At 32.3% G+C, this 14,523-nt stretch carries 12 protein-coding genes and 3 tRNA genes; 11 read left to right on the forward strand and 4 right to left on the reverse strand.

Annotated elements, in window-relative coordinates:
- Positions 1 to 316 precede the first annotated feature (316 nt).
- The 3 genes from DUZ96_RS06480 (at position 317) to DUZ96_RS06490 (ending at position 3,076) form a co-directional block, all read left to right on the forward strand.
- Positions 317 to 1,330, forward strand: coding sequence for a hypothetical protein (locus DUZ96_RS06480; RefSeq protein ID WP_114301134.1), 1,014 nt, complete (start codon positions 317 to 319; stop codon positions 1,328 to 1,330).
- Positions 1,317 to 1,820 (forward strand): nucleoside-triphosphatase, encoded by a 504-nt coding sequence (locus tag DUZ96_RS06485; RefSeq protein WP_181855242.1) that lies wholly within the window; start codon positions 1,317 to 1,319, stop codon positions 1,818 to 1,820. Before DUZ96_RS06480 ends, DUZ96_RS06485 begins: the two co-directional genes overlap by 14 nt.
- A gap of 215 nt (positions 1,821 to 2,035) precedes the next feature.
- Complete coding sequence (locus tag DUZ96_RS06490) at positions 2,036 to 3,076, forward strand: CaiB/BaiF CoA-transferase family protein (RefSeq protein WP_114301136.1); 1,041 nt, start codon at positions 2,036 to 2,038, stop codon at positions 3,074 to 3,076.
- Positions 3,077 to 3,186: 110 nt separating this feature from the next.
- Here DUZ96_RS06490 and DUZ96_RS06495 read toward each other — a convergent pair.
- Positions 3,187 to 3,271 (reverse strand) — tRNA-Ser (locus DUZ96_RS06495).
- Between the two features lie 175 nt (positions 3,272 to 3,446).
- Here DUZ96_RS06495 and DUZ96_RS06500 point away from each other — a divergent pair.
- The 4 genes from DUZ96_RS06500 (at position 3,447) to DUZ96_RS06515 (ending at position 7,349) form a co-directional block, all read left to right on the forward strand.
- Positions 3,447 to 4,226 (forward strand): DUF3108 domain-containing protein, encoded by a 780-nt coding sequence (locus DUZ96_RS06500; protein ID WP_114301338.1) that lies wholly within the window; start codon positions 3,447 to 3,449, stop codon positions 4,224 to 4,226.
- A 3-nt stretch (positions 4,227 to 4,229) separates the two neighbouring features.
- Entirely contained in the window at positions 4,230 to 4,565 is a 336-nt protein-coding gene (locus tag DUZ96_RS06505) for an FUSC family protein (protein WP_114301137.1), read from the forward strand.
- Positions 4,566 to 4,635: 70 nt separating this feature from the next.
- On the forward strand, positions 4,636 to 5,667 hold the full coding sequence (locus tag DUZ96_RS06510; protein WP_114301138.1) for a M28 family metallopeptidase: 1,032 nt from the start codon (positions 4,636 to 4,638) through the stop codon (positions 5,665 to 5,667).
- 95 nt (positions 5,668 to 5,762) lie between these two features.
- Positions 5,763 to 7,349: a M28 family peptidase gene (locus DUZ96_RS06515; RefSeq protein WP_114301139.1), complete on the forward strand. Its 1,587-nt coding sequence runs from the start codon at positions 5,763 to 5,765 to the stop codon at positions 7,347 to 7,349.
- 101 nt (positions 7,350 to 7,450) lie between these two features.
- Here DUZ96_RS06515 and DUZ96_RS06520 read toward each other — a convergent pair.
- Positions 7,451 to 7,510: transfer RNA gene (locus tag DUZ96_RS06520), tRNA-His, on the reverse strand.
- Between the two features lie 339 nt (positions 7,511 to 7,849).
- Here DUZ96_RS06520 and DUZ96_RS06525 point away from each other — a divergent pair.
- Together DUZ96_RS06525 and DUZ96_RS06530 are read left to right on the forward strand one after the other, a co-directional pair.
- Positions 7,850 to 9,112: a hypothetical protein gene (locus DUZ96_RS06525; RefSeq protein ID WP_114301140.1), complete on the forward strand. Its 1,263-nt coding sequence runs from the start codon at positions 7,850 to 7,852 to the stop codon at positions 9,110 to 9,112.
- A 15-nt stretch (positions 9,113 to 9,127) separates the two neighbouring features.
- Positions 9,128 to 9,784 (forward strand): hypothetical protein, encoded by a 657-nt coding sequence (locus DUZ96_RS06530; RefSeq protein ID WP_114301141.1) that lies wholly within the window; start codon positions 9,128 to 9,130, stop codon positions 9,782 to 9,784.
- A 153-nt stretch (positions 9,785 to 9,937) separates the two neighbouring features.
- Here the strand turns inward: DUZ96_RS06530 and DUZ96_RS06535 are convergent.
- Both DUZ96_RS06535 and bshB1 read right to left on the reverse strand, forming a co-directional pair.
- Positions 9,938 to 10,013 (reverse strand) — tRNA-His (locus DUZ96_RS06535).
- Positions 10,014 to 10,073: 60 nt separating this feature from the next.
- Positions 10,074 to 10,793: a bacillithiol biosynthesis deacetylase BshB1 gene (bshB1, locus tag DUZ96_RS06540; protein ID WP_114301142.1), complete on the reverse strand. Its 720-nt coding sequence runs from the start codon at positions 10,791 to 10,793 to the stop codon at positions 10,074 to 10,076.
- 229 nt (positions 10,794 to 11,022) lie between these two features.
- On the opposite strand from bshB1, the gene DUZ96_RS06545 reads away from it, so the two are divergent.
- Both DUZ96_RS06545 and pckA read left to right on the forward strand, forming a co-directional pair.
- Complete coding sequence (locus DUZ96_RS06545) at positions 11,023 to 12,852, forward strand: SLC13 family permease (protein WP_258774332.1); 1,830 nt, start codon at positions 11,023 to 11,025, stop codon at positions 12,850 to 12,852.
- Between the two features lie 26 nt (positions 12,853 to 12,878).
- Positions 12,879 to 14,516 (forward strand): phosphoenolpyruvate carboxykinase (ATP), encoded by a 1,638-nt coding sequence (gene pckA / locus DUZ96_RS06550; protein WP_114301144.1) that lies wholly within the window; start codon positions 12,879 to 12,881, stop codon positions 14,514 to 14,516.
- Positions 14,517 to 14,523 lie beyond the last annotated feature (7 nt).

Below are 14,523 nucleotides of genomic sequence, written 5' to 3' on the forward strand. Positions count from 1 at the left end.
AACCCTTAAATAAGAAATTATGTTTCAGCGCTTCCATGTTTTAATTAAACTTAGCTATTCCCTCTTAAATATTCAAAAGCTTTAGAACTGTAGATTAAAACTTTCATATTACAACGAGCTAATATTAACACCTTATAACTATGGATAATTAGAATTTAGACAAACGATTTTGCTCATTTTGCCATGTCCGTATCAAAAGATATTAATTCATTATTGCATCTATATTTAACATTTCTTTTTTTAATTTAACTCATTTAAAAATATTAACTAATTGCTAATGACTTTTAACATCAATACAAATAAATAGGTTTTAAAAATGATTAAATTACAAAACAAACCTTTTTTATTTAATGCAAAACTTACTGCAATATGGGCAGTGAGTGAAAGTGGTATTGGCGGTTTATTACATGCTCTAAATATACCATTTAGTGGATTATTTCTTGGAAGTTTCGCAGTTCTTATTATTACCTATCTAGCATGTATTAGCTCCAATAAATTCAATGTAATTTTAAAAGCAACATTATTAGTAGTATTAATTAAAGTTACGGCAAGCCCGCATTCACCGCCAATGGCTTACATTGCGGTTTTATTTCAAGGAGTATTAGGTGCATGTATTTATGCCGCTTTAGGTGTTAATAAGGTTAGTAGCACGATATTCGGAGCAATTGCTTTGTTAGAATCAGCCTTTCAAAAAATTCTCACTTTAACCATAATTTTTGGAATTGGATTGTGGGATTCTATTAAAGAATTATTCAATGGAATTCAGGATAAATTAAATATGGATTGGATCTCGGATTTACCATGGGTGTTTCTAGGTCTATATGCATTACTTTACCTGGTAATTGGAATTTTTATTGGCTTAATCGCTATTAGATTACCAAATCGTGTTTATGAAAACGCAAAAACAATCAATAGTTCAGAAATAAAATTTAATGACAATGGACTAAGTAAACGTAAGCGCAAGAAAAAGAGAATTTATCTTATTGGATTTTTACTACTCTTTTCAGTTCTGGTATTTGTGTTCTCTGGCTCCTTAAATAGTGCACTTTATATAGTATTGAGAACAATAGGTGCCATAATTTTTTTCCTTTTCATTTTTAATCCCATATTTAATATTTTAATACAGAAATGGGCTAAAAAGAAAAAGGAATCACAAAATGAACCTTTAAATAACATAATGGAGTTAATGCCTTCAATCAGAAGAAATATCACTGCAGCTAATAGTCTTACTTTGAAAGAAAAAAATATTTTGAAAAGAGCTAAGTTATTCATAATAAACTGGTTAAGCCTCTCCCTTTATTACCATTTTGATGATAGTGTGCAACCTTAAAATTTATATACTTTCAGACAAAAAAGGAATTGGTAAAACTACCAGCCTTCAAAAATGGGTAAAAATCAATCCTCAACTCAAAGGGTTTTTAACTCCTTTAGTAAATGGGAAAAGAATGTTTCAAATAATCGAAACAAACGATTTTATACCAATGGAAACCAAAAACAAAAATCTTAAAATAGGCAGGTATATTTTTGACAAGAATAGTTTTGACAAAGTTGAAAAAATAATTCTTAAATCATTATTTGAAGAAAACAGCAAAACAATTATTGTAGATGAAATCGGGCCATTAGAAATAAATAAAAATAAAGGTTTTCATGATTTAGTTCTAAAACTCATAAATGGGCGAAATTTTAATTCAGATCTATTCTTCGTAGTTAGAGAATCTTGCCTGAAGAATTTTATTGTAAAATATAAACCAACCCATTTTGAGATTCTCAACCTGAAAGAATTCAATAATCGGTATCTCAACAAAAGTCAGTTTACCTAGCTTGATGGTATATAATCGCCCTAAAAACTAAGCTAAAATAATCTTTGGCTATTATGATTATTGCTGACTATTTCCTTATCTTTTCATATACAAAAGTTAATTGTTCTTGGTAGGTTTTAATTGTAATTTAGGGTAATAAAGGAACGTTTTTGATAAGCAAAAGCACTCAAAGTTTTTCCTAAGGTCCTCTATAACTTTCATAAAGAATATGTATTATGCTCAAAAACTTAAAAATAGTAGAATTGGCAAGCGTTTTAGCTGGTCCATTAACTGGTACTTTCTTTGCAGAATTAGGTGCAAAGGTTATTAAAATAGAAAATAAACTTACTAAAGGAGATGTTACCAGAACCTGGAAACTCCCAACCGAATCCAAAGAAAATTCTATTTCTGCATATTATAGTGCGGCAAATTTTTCGAAAGAAAGTATATTGCTTAATGCAAAAGATCAAATTGATTATGAGGTTCTAATTAGTCATATTAAGAATGCCGACATTGTTATAACCAACTATAAACCAAGCACAGCTAGAAAATTAAGATTAGATTATGATGTCTTAAAACAATACAACCAATCCCTTATTTATGCAGAACTTACAGGATTTGAAGGTGATGAATCGAGACCTGCATTTGATGTCGTACTACAAGCTGAAACTGGGTTTATGTACATGAATGGCGAACCAAATAGAAACCCTGTGAAAATGCCAGTTGCTTTAATTGACATACTTGCCGCTCACCACTTAAAAGAAGCTATTCTGTGTGCAATTATTAACAAGTTACATACAGGTAAAGGAAAACATATCAAAGTTTCACTTTATGAAAGTGCTTTAGCATCTTTAGCTAATCAAGCTACTAATTGGCTAATGGAAGCGCATAATCCGCAGCCCATGGGAACCCAGCATCCTAACATTGCTCCTTATGGAGATACGTATAATACCAAAGATGGTAAACTACTTGTTTTGGCCATTGGATCCGATAAGCAATTTGAAAATTTTTGTTCGCTCACAGGTCTAGAATTTAAAAAGTTTGAAACCAATGCCCAGCGATTATCTAAAAGAGAAGTCTTAAATAGTGAAATAAGTAAGTATATAGCCCAAAAAACATCAGAATTCTGGATATCTCAACTGGAACTAAAAAACATCCCATATGGTATAGTAAAAAACATGCAAGACGTTTTTAAAGATAAGAAGTCGGAAAAGATGCTACTTAAGGAAGTAATTGATGGCATTGAAACAGTTAGAGTAAGAACTGCATTGATTTAGCAATTAATAAATGGGTTCTATCGATGAAAAAAACTTGATATCAAATCAGCTATTGAAAGATTTCCAAAAATTAAAAACCCTTTAAAATCATATGATTAAAAAGGGTTCTGCGGAGAAAGAGGGATTCGAACCCCCGGAGGTGTGACCCTCGCTGGTTTTCAAGACCAGTGCATTCGACCACTCTGCCATTTCTCCAATAGCGGATGCAAATATAAAACGCTTTTTTATCTAGCCAAAGATTTTTCTTTAGTTTTTTCAATTAAACCAAAAAGGCAAATCAATTGAAAATTAAATTAGTAACATTTAGTAAAGCATTGTATTTTCGGCACAATAAATGCTCATAAAATCGTTATTAGAGAAATTAAAACTTATGAAAAATTATTTTTTTGCTTTTTTGGTTGTAATTGGGCTCCAGAGTTTTGCCCAAAATAAGACCATTGCCGCAGGTGAGAAATTGGTATATACAGCATCCTATAATATGTCAGGAATACTAACTGATATTGCCCAAGTTAAAATGGAAACAAGCGAGGTTAAAACCTCTAAAAGCACATTATTGCGACTTAAATGTACTGCTGCAACTTATAAAAAGTGGGATAATTTTTTTAAGATTAGAGATTTATACGAAAGCTATGTAAATCCAAAAACCTTGACACCCTATCTTTATAAAAGAGATATTAGTGAAGGTGGCTATTATAAATTTATGCAATATAAATTCAGCCATAAAACAAATACTGTACACAGCAACAGAAAGAAAAAAAGAGGTGATGGAACAATTTGGGAAACCAATAAAACAATAAAATTCAGTCCTTCAACAAAAGACTTGGTAACAACGCTGTATAGTATAAGAAACATGGATATACATAAAGCAAATCCTGGCGATCAGCAAAACCTTACTGTTCTTTTTGATAATGAAGAAACTGTAATTTCGGTTCGTTATGTATCCAAAGAAACTATATCAACAAATATTGGTAGAAAAGAATGCTATAAACTGGCCATTTCAATGCAAAGTAGCAATGTTCTCAAAGGAAGTAACTCTAATTTAATTTGGTTAACAGCAGATCAAAATAAAATACCAGTTTATGCCAAATTTAAAATACCAGTTGGTAACGGCGAATTAAAAATTGATTCAGCATCAGGCTTAAAATATTAAAACATGAAAAAAGTATTTACAGTTCTTGGCTTTATTACAGCAATATTAGCAACTATTCTTGCTGTAACACCACTTTCAAATCTAGCCATTATACCAATTATCGTTGCGTTTTTATGTGGCTTAATGATATTGTTTATTTCCAAAAAGCAGAATACAAAAACAAAAACAATTCAATATATATTTTTGTTAGTCATTATTTCATTGGTATTAACAATTTATAAGGGTGTATTCAGTACCGCAGAATTGGGGGATACTGAGCAATTAGAACAAAAAGAAGAAGAAAATCTTGAAGATTCTAAAGAAATTCTCGAAGGTTTAGAAATCGATGAAGATTTGTAATTACCCCCTTAACTCTATTAACACATATTAAAATTTTTAATTTATTTTTGCGCAAATCTGTTATTTATCTATGAAATTACTATTTGCCTCAGCATTGATTCTTGTCGGTTCATGTTCCACTCTTAGACATAGCGAAAGAATTGAAAACCTTAAGAATAGTATTTCTTATGATGATAAACTAACCGTTGACAAGTACTTAAACACAATTACTGAAGAAGAATTAAAACTACACGTCGAGGAAATTTCGGATGATAAGTATGAGGGGCGAATGACAGGTGAACCTGGACATAATGAAGTCTGTAATTATATTAGATCTTATTATTTCCGGCAAAATATTAAGGCGCCAGAATCGCATCCAGATTATTTTCAAGTAGTACCTAAAGAAGTCTTACCAGAGGACGTTAAGGCGTCTCAAAACGTTATAGCATATATTGAAGGGTCTCAATTTCCTGATGAATATATATACATTTCTGCACATTCTGACCACGAAGGAATAATCGATGGTCAAATATATAATGGAGCAGATGACAATGGATCAGGTACAGCAGCTGTTTTAGAAATGGCAGAAGCATTTAAGCAGGCTACAATTGATGGCAATGGACCTAAACGTAGTATTGTTTTTCTTCACGTTACGGCTGAAGAAATTGGTCTTCACGGCTCCAGATATTATACCAATAATCCTATTTTCCCAATTGAGAATACAGTATCAACTTTAAATATTGACATGATAGGAAGAGTTGATGAAGATCACAAAGACAATGAAGATTATATATACCTTATAGGATCAGACAGAATCAGTACAGAATTACATTTTATAGCACAGACTGCCAATTCTACTTTTACAAATTTGGAAATAGATTATACGTTTAATGCGGAAAAAGACGTTAACCGCTATTATTACAGGTCTGATCACTATAACTTTGCCTTAAAAGGAATACCTGTTATCTTTTTCTTTAATGGTGAGCATGAAGACTATACCAAACCAACCGACATAGCAGAAAAAATAAATTATCCTTTACTATCAAAAAGAACCAAGTTAATTTTTGCAACAGCTTGGTATTTAGCTAATTCTAATTATAAACTTAAGGCGGAGAAAATTTAAGTTAAAGTTTGTTAAAAGAAATTTAGTGTATTAAGTAAGGCCTCTTAATTTTTGTAGCTTTACTGCTCTTTAAACAATTATCTAACAATAAATTAATGAAGAAACTACTTATACTTTTATGTATCCCACTGATTATTGCAAGTTGTGCCACATCCACTAAGAGTTTAGCTCCTGCGCCGACACCTGAAACTAAATCTACAAATGTTGTTACTCCAGCTACTTATGCAGCAACAATTACCTCAGACGAATTAAAGGAAATGCTTTACAAATATGCATCAGATGAGTTTGAAGGTAGAGAAACTGGTGAAAAAGGCCAGAAATTGGCTGTAGATTATTTAAAAACTAAATACCAAGATATGGGCATTGCATCACCACTTGGCGATAATTATTTTCAAGATGTACCACTTGAAAAGCAAAAGGTAGCAGAAGCACAACTCAGTGTCAATGGTAAAAATTTTGAAAATTTTAAAGATCTTATTGCTGTAGCGGTTTCAGAATCGGTTGATATTTTAATTAATGAAGTTGTATATGTTGGTTATGGTATAGATGCCGATAATTACTCAGATTATAAAGGTGTTGACGTAAAGGGTAAAATTGTATTAGCAAAAGCAGGAGAACCTGAAGACGTGGATGGTAACTATATTACCTCTGGTGATAAAAAAGAAACTAAATGGACTAACGGACGTCAATCATTATCTAGTAAAAGCCAAGCAGCAATGGAAAACGGAGTTAAAGGATTGATTTATTTAGATGAAGGTTTGTTTTCGAGATATGCTCCTTATTTTAAGCGTCAAGCCTCCTCTGGCTCTGCAGGTCGCCTTTCGTTAAAAAACAAGGAGGAAGGAATGATGATGCTAATGGTAAATAAAAATCTTGCAACTGCCCTTCATTCTGAAATTATGGATGATAATACTCCTAAAGTTGTTAATACCAAATTAAAAATGACAATTGAGAACAACTCAATCAACATATCTTCAGAAAATGTTGTAGCATTTATTGAAGGTTCAGAAAAACCTGAAGAGATTTTGGTTATTTCTGCCCATTTAGATCATGAAGGTGTAAAAAATGGTAAAGTATATAACGGTGCTGATGATGATGGTTCTGGTACAATTGCAATATTAGAAATTGCTGAAGCTTTTAAGACAGCGCAATTAGCTGGAGATGCACCTAAACGTTCGATTTTGTTTTTGCATGTTACTGGAGAAGAAAAAGGTCTTTTAGGGTCAAGATATTACACTGATATGAATCCGATCTTTCCATTGAAAAACACTGTGGCAAATTTAAATATTGATATGATTGGCCGTATCGATCCTAAACGCAAGGAAGGTAGTAGAAACTATGTTTATCTCATTGGAAGTGATAAATTGAGTTCTGACCTGCATAATCTTTCTGAAGAAGTAAACAAAAAATATACTAATCTAGAATTAGATTACACCTACAATGATGAGAACGATCCAAACAGATATTATTATCGATCAGATCATTATAATTTTGCAAAAAATAATGTTCCAGTGATATTTTATTTTAATGGTACTCATGCAGATTATCACAAGGATACGGATACACCTGATAAAATTGAGTACGATTTATTAGAAAACAGAACTAGGCTTGTTTTTCATACCGCCTGGGAAATAGCAAATCGTGAGGAACGTATTGTTGTAGACAAAACAAGTGAACAATAAAAAATAAATGATATTAATAAAAAGGCCATTCAAATTTGAATGGCCTTTTTTTATACAAAAAAAGCTCTTTGTTTCCGAAAGGCTTGGTCTTTTTGGGTGGAAGATCGGTCTCGAACCGACGACCTCCTGAACCACAATCAGGCGCTCTAACCAACTGAGCGATTGATTATTATTTTTGTTTCAATAAAAAAAACTTCATTTATTCATCCCACCAAAAAATTTAATTTCTTAATCTGTAAAAGTGTCATATGACTTCCTCCAGCCATCAAATGAAAATTTATAAGTATTGAGATCTCCTATAATTTTCTCTAAACTTAATGTGTTCTCAAATTTATCACCAAAGCTAATCCAAGTGCCCCTACAATCTATTGATTATTTATAGCTTAAAATTGTGAGTAAAATTAAAAGAACAGTGTTTTTTATATTACTAATAGAGTTAAATTGCAGTTGATATATTATGATTTTTATCTATTTTTTACACAATTTAAATTAATTCTGTTGTGGGTAACACTGATTATTTAAGTAATTATAAAGCTGGTCAAGAGTCTTTTAAAGAAGGTTTGACTAACTATGCTTTGGATGAGTTTAAAGAGTTTTTAAAGCAAAAAAATCACGCAAAAAATAGCTTAGAGGTTTCTAATGCTCATAGATATATTTCAAAGTTATATTACGAAAAGGGTGAATACTCTAAATCTCTCAATACTTGGTGTCTCAAAAAAACAAGGTCCTGCTTTACCTGGAAGGATTTTTACTCAAGAGCTTTAGCTGCAATAATTGAGTTTAGGGATGTCATGGACAAAAATTATGTCCTAGTCCAGGAAAAAAATGGAAATTATGAATATAATGTAATTGATGTATTGATTGACTTAGAAATAGCTCAAAGCTTAGTCCACAAAGAAATCAATAACAAGGTAAATATCCAAGATATTTTAAATGGTAAATTTTATGGTAGCAGATCAAATACTAAACTAAGATGGCTCTTTGAAATTTATTACAACTCACATTATTACAAAGTCATTGTAATTAATATTTTATTTCAATTGAAAAATGCAAATATTACACCTGTTGATATAAGTAGCAAGGAAAAAAAATATAAAATTTACAATAAGGATGTTTCAGCAAAGATTAATTGTGAAATTAATGACTATAATTTATTTTTAAAATCAAATAATAATGCTTTTGAAATTGGTATGGGCGAATTAATACAAATTCAAGGCATTAAAAGATATATTGGTAAGCTAATTTATAGAAGTAATAACGTTGTAAATAATTTAAATCATTTAAAGTATGATAATGACTGGGATTTTATACCAGATGGGTTTTTTTACTTGGAGCAATTCAAGTTAAAAATTAATCTCTACAAGTGTTCTAATTTGTTAAATGATGAGGAAAGAGAACATCAAAAAGATCTTTGGAAATCTGAGCTGGTTAAGTTTGACTTTGAAAAGACACTAAAGTCAACTTCCAATTTAAATTTAATAAAGAATAATTTAATTGAAAGTGATTGGGAATTTGATTGGTCTAGTGTTTCTTTTTCTGCAAGTTTTCACAACTACAGGATTAGCAGGGATAAAGGTAAAAAGCTAATTAGATTTTTTAAAAGTCAAATTATGCCTGAAAAAGGTTGGGCTTCAGAAAGTATGGATGAAGAAAGAAAAAAATATTTGTCTTCACAGGAAGAAGATCAAAACTATGACAATCAAAATGATGATTATGACCCATACGGTGATACAGATTTAGGGAATCCTCACGGTTGGTGGTAATTTTAAAAAATAAAAATGTGGTCCTATTTAATAAATAGCATTGAACTTTACTCAAACCATAAAAGCTTTAGCTTACATGTTGACACCATAAGAAACTTGTGGTTACTACTCCATTTTAAAGACCTTGAGATTAAGAGTAAGACCATCTATTATCAAGTAGATAATGGCATCAGACAGCGCAAAAATACCAAACACCCCATTAGGAAGATGCATAAGGTGCATAAAAACACAGCTGAGCTAATGAAATATCTTAGTAATAAACCTTATAAAATTATAAAATTAGAATTGGAATTTACAAATGGGTGGAAGATTAAACAACGGCCATGTATTGAGCTTGGGTTTTACACTAATTCAACTAAGGAAAGAGACGAGCTTATTAATAGACTTTTAAATATTGCCGGGCAAGGACCAATAGATGTGTCAAAACTTGAAATTAATTTTTCATACTACTTTAAATCTGAGTTAGAGTTGGTTAAGATTAATATTGATGATTTACCTAGCCCAGATGAATTTTGGTCTGAGGAACAACTAGCGCAATGGAAAAAAGATTATGAAGTTGTTGAGCGCTTAAATGAAGAACAGCAAACTGACCCACCTTTTTACATAGCAGATGATAAATTGGAAATAAAAAAGAACTTACCAAACTGGGATAGTAATAGTGGACCTTTTTAAAACTTCACAAAGTTATGATGCTATTACAAAGAGACAAAATCCAATGTCTATTTACTGCCAGCAAAGTGGCAGTGAACGTGTTTTTTTTGGTAAATTTGGGGTAGTCTTAAGGAACAAAAAAAGCCCTTCGTTTCCGAAAGGCTTGGTCTTTTTGGGTGGAAGATCGGTCTCGAACCGACGACCTCCTGAACCACAATCAGGCGCTCTAACCAACTGAGCTACAACCACCATTTTAAATTGGACTGCAAATGTAAATTATTTACAATTTTCTACAAAGTGTTTTCGTTACTTATTTTAGGTCGAAAAGAGATTCTACAGCAGGATATCGCTCTACTGTGAAGCCTTCACCATATTCAGTACCAACCAATCTACCAAGATTTCTGGCTCTATATTTTATACTGTCTGTAAAATTTTTACTAGAAATGGGTGTCTCTGGTTCATTATTATTAGGATCATAAAACTGAGTTTTATAAGCTAAAACAGCTTCCATTTTTTTGTCCATAAAACCGGAAACGTCTACAACAACATCTGGTAGAATATCCTGCCACTGCATATAATGATAGACAGCTTTTGGTCTCCAAGCATCTTGTACCGTATTATCCTTGTCAATAGTTTCTATTTTTCTTAATCCACTTAAAAAACAAGAGTCACTGACCAGCTTACTTCCTTTCCCATGATCAATATGCCTATCCTCTATCGCATTGCAAATGACAATTTCAGGCTTGTAAAAGCGTATCATTTTTATTATTTCTAATTGATGTGATTTGTCATTAACAAAAAATCCATCTGCAAACTGCATATTATATCTGCTCTTAACACCAAGAATCTTGGCCGCATTAAAAGATTCTTCATCACGTGTTTCAGCTGTCCCTCTCGTTCCTAGTTCACCGCGAGTTAAATCAATTATACCAATTTTTTTTCCATTGGAAACCTCTTTAGCGAGTGTTGCGCCACAACCTAATTCAACGTCATCTGGATGTGCTCCAATGGCTAAAATGTCTAATTTCATTTAATTTTACTTTTCTGTGATATCAAAAATATTAAAAAGTAGATAGATTATCATTTACTTTCTATTTCGCAAACGTTATCGGTTTAAAATAAAGCCATTTTAGCATTAAAAAAATGAGCTAAGTTGAAAAATCCATAATAATATAAAAGTATGACATTCGTCATAAATATTGGCTTTTAATGCCACTAACTTTATACCATAATTAGAGATAGAAACGTATATGAGCCTAATGCTTATAATTTTAATCATTACCATCGCCTTATTTATTTGGGGCAAATTCACACCAGATATTATTGCACTGATTTCAATGTTAAGTTTATTTCTATTCGGAATACTAACATTAGATGAAACATTAAGTGGTTTTAGCAATCCAACGGTGATTATGATTGCTGCCTTATTTATAATTGGTGAGGGCCTATCTCAAACAGGATGGACAGCAATGGCTGGAGAAAAATTTATAAAACTAGCAGGTAAAAGTTCAACAAAACTATTGTTGATTACTACTTTAGGTTCTGGCCTTTTGTCTGGTGTAGTGAGTAATACAGGTACTGTTGCTACTCTTATGCCAGTGACTATTTCTTCTGCTTGGAGTATAGGAACCTTACCATCTAAGATGTTAATGCCTGTAGCTTTTGGATCAAACACAGGAGGACTATTAACCTTAACAGGTACACCTCCTAATATTATTGTAAACAATACTATGTTAGAGAGTGGCTTAGAAGGATTTTCATTTTTTGAATTTGCTTTAATTGGATTGCCTTTACTTTTATTAGCATTATTGTACTTCAGATTTATTGGCTACAAACTCTTACCAAATAATAAAACAAACAATAAACCGGTCGATATAAGTACAACACTGCATAAATGGATTGAAGCTTATAAAGTCAACGATGATTACTATAGATTAAGGGTACGTTCAGTTTCTCCTCTTTTAGACACCAGATTAGGTGAATGGGACTTTGAGAAGAATCACAATGTATCTATCCTTAGAATAAAAAGAAGACACCCAAATCGATTAAAAGGGAATGACCCATTTATAGAATTTCCTGAAAATGATACAGTATTTAAATATCACGATATTATTACCGTAAAAGGTGATACACAAGCTATTAATGCCTTAATGATTAAATTTAGATTAGGTCTACTTCCATTAGAGCCAGTTGCTGACGAGTTGAGAAACAATCTTATTAACCAAGAGGTAGGTATGGCTGAAATTTTAGTTACTCCTAAATCTGTTCTAGTTGGCAGAAAAATTAGAATTGGTAGATTCTTTAAACGGTTTGGAGTTCAACTAATGGCTACATCTAGAAACAATAAACCATTTACAGAAAGAGAAGTTAGGGTTAAGGCAGGAGATGCATTCTTAATTAGAGGTATATGGAGTGATATTGAACAATTAAAAGTACACCATGAAAATCTTGTGATATGTGGCAGTCCAGAGGGTATGTCTAAAAGAGTTACCAATCTTACGTATAGATCATATATCGCGTTATTCGCTCTAATCTTAATGATTATACTATTGGTATTTAAAGTTGTTCCTGGCGCCGTAGCTGCATTGATTTCGGCAGGTATTATACTCATTACAGGTTGTGTACCAATAACTAAAGCCTACAATGGTATAAGTTGGATAAGTGTTGTAATGATTGCAGCAATGATTCCAATGGGAATTGCTTTACAAAAAACGGGTACTGCTCAACTCATTGCACAAGGACTTGTGAGTACACTTGGTAGCTTAGATCCTATTGTACTATTAGCAGGAGTATTCTTATTAACTACTGGATTTAGTCAAGTCATTAACAATTCTGCTACAGCAGTACTTATGGCTCCCATAGTCATTATTGCAGCTAACACATTAAGCTTATCTGCGGCTCCATTTATGATTGCAGTTGCCATTAGTGCGTCAACAGCATTTTTAACACCTGTAGGTACAACAACAAATGCTATGGTTATGACATCAGGTGGTTACAAGTTTATAGATTATGTAAGAGTGGGTGCTCCTTTGCTCCTACTGTTTTTAATATCAACATTATTATTAGTACCATTAATTTGGCCATTTTAAAGAACGTCAAAATAAATTTTTAACTCATGGAAACATTATTAAAAGATCAAACAGTGAAGACAAGAGACCTTACAAAGTATGGTGTTAGAGATGCTAAAGTTCATTGGAATTTATCGCCAGAAAAATTACAAGCCATTACCGTTGAAAGAGGTATGGGAAAAGAGACAGCAAATGGTACATTAGCCATTAATACTGGAAAATTCACAGGACGCTCACCTCAAGATAGATTTTTGGTTAAAGATGATTACACTAAAGATAGAGTATGGTGGGGAAAAACAAATAAAGGAATTTCTCCCGAGAACTTTGATTTTTTACAAGGTGAGATTGAAAAATATCTTAGTGGCAAAGAAATTTTTGCTCGTGACGGATATGTTTGTGCTGATCCAAAATACAGATTAAACGTTAGAACTATAACTGAGTATCCTTGGTCTAATATGTTTATTTATAACATGTTCTTAAGACCTTCAGAAGAAGAATTAGAAAATTTTGAAGAAGAATGGCTGGTACTTTGTGCGCCTGGCTATGAATGTCCTGAGCCTGCTAAATATGGTTTAAGACAAGGTAATTTCTCTATACTTAATTTCACTAAGAAAATTGCCTTAGTTGGTGGTTCTGCTTACACAGGTGAAATGAAAAAAGGTATATTCTCTGCTCTAAATATGATATTACCAGTCGACAAAAACGTATTGCCAATGCATTGTTCGGCAAATGTTGGGGATGATGGAGATACTGCAATTTTCTTTGGTTTATCTGGCACTGGTAAAACAACACTTTCAGCGGATCCTGAACGTAAATTAATAGGTGATGACGAGCATGGTTGGACAGCAGAAAATAGAATCTTCAATTTTGAAGGTGGATGTTATGCTAAAACTATTGACCTTACTGAAGAAAAAGAGCCAGACATTTATAGAGCCATAAAGCCTGGAGCAATTCTAGAAAATGTGATTTTTGATGAAAATAACAACGTGGATTATTTTGATAGTAGCATTACACAGAATACGCGTGTAAGTTATCCTATCTATCATATTGATGACATTCAAACTCCATCATATGCTGATAATCCTAAGAACATATTTTTCTTAACATGTGATGCATTTGGTGTATTACCTCCTGTATCTAAATTAACTCCTGGACAAGCAGCTTACCATTTCATATCTGGTTATACTGCTAAAGTTGCTGGTACAGAAGCTGGTATTACAGAACCTGTTCCCTCATTCTCAGCATGTTTTGGTGAGCCATTTATGCCGTTACACCCAACTAAATATGCAGAAATGTTAAGCAAGAAAATGCAAGAAGCTGGTGTAAACGTATGGTTAGTCAATACTGGCTGGAGTGGCGGTCCTTATGGAGTTGGATCTCGTATTAAGCTTAAATATACAAGAGCTATGATTACCGCCATATTAAATGGAGATTTAGACAACGTTGATTTTGAACAACATCCAATATTTGGATTAAATATGCCTAAGTATTGTCCTAACGTTCCAACAGAAATGTTAGACCCTATGAATACTTGGTTACAAAAAGGTGCATACATTAGTAAAGCAATTCAATTGGCGCATTCATTCCACTTGAATTTCGAAAAATTTGCTAGTGAAGCTTCAGATCAGATTATAGAAGGCGGTCCATTAATTGATGAACACCATCACTTAGGCGACCATGTTTAAAAATTCC

This window comes from Winogradskyella sp. KYW1333, assembly GCF_003335675.1.
Lineage (GTDB): Bacteria > Bacteroidota > Bacteroidia > Flavobacteriales > Flavobacteriaceae > Winogradskyella.

What these genes read in the sequence shown, in the direction of transcription:
- DUZ96_RS06480 (WP_114301134.1), top strand. Translation starts at nt 317, where the DNA reads ATGATTAAATTACAAAACAAACCTTTTTTATTTAATGCAAAACTTACT.
- DUZ96_RS06545 (WP_258774332.1), top strand. Translation starts at nt 11,023, where the DNA reads ATGCTTATAATTTTAATCATTACCATCGCCTTATTTATTTGGGGCAAA.
- DUZ96_RS06500 (WP_114301338.1), top strand. Translation starts at nt 3,447, where the DNA reads ATGAAAAATTATTTTTTTGCTTTTTTGGTTGTAATTGGGCTCCAGAGT.
- bshB1 (WP_114301142.1), bottom strand. Translation starts at nt 10,793, where the DNA reads ATGAAATTAGACATTTTAGCCATTGGAGCACATCCAGATGACGTTGAA.
- DUZ96_RS06510 (WP_114301138.1), top strand. Translation starts at nt 4,636, where the DNA reads ATGAAATTACTATTTGCCTCAGCATTGATTCTTGTCGGTTCATGTTCC.
- DUZ96_RS06530 (WP_114301141.1), top strand. Translation starts at nt 9,128, where the DNA reads ATGTGGTCCTATTTAATAAATAGCATTGAACTTTACTCAAACCATAAA.
- DUZ96_RS06490 (WP_114301136.1), top strand. Translation starts at nt 2,036, where the DNA reads ATGCTCAAAAACTTAAAAATAGTAGAATTGGCAAGCGTTTTAGCTGGT.
- pckA (WP_114301144.1), top strand. Translation starts at nt 12,879, where the DNA reads ATGGAAACATTATTAAAAGATCAAACAGTGAAGACAAGAGACCTTACA.
- DUZ96_RS06515 (WP_114301139.1), top strand. Translation starts at nt 5,763, where the DNA reads ATGAAGAAACTACTTATACTTTTATGTATCCCACTGATTATTGCAAGT.
- DUZ96_RS06505 (WP_114301137.1), top strand. Translation starts at nt 4,230, where the DNA reads ATGAAAAAAGTATTTACAGTTCTTGGCTTTATTACAGCAATATTAGCA.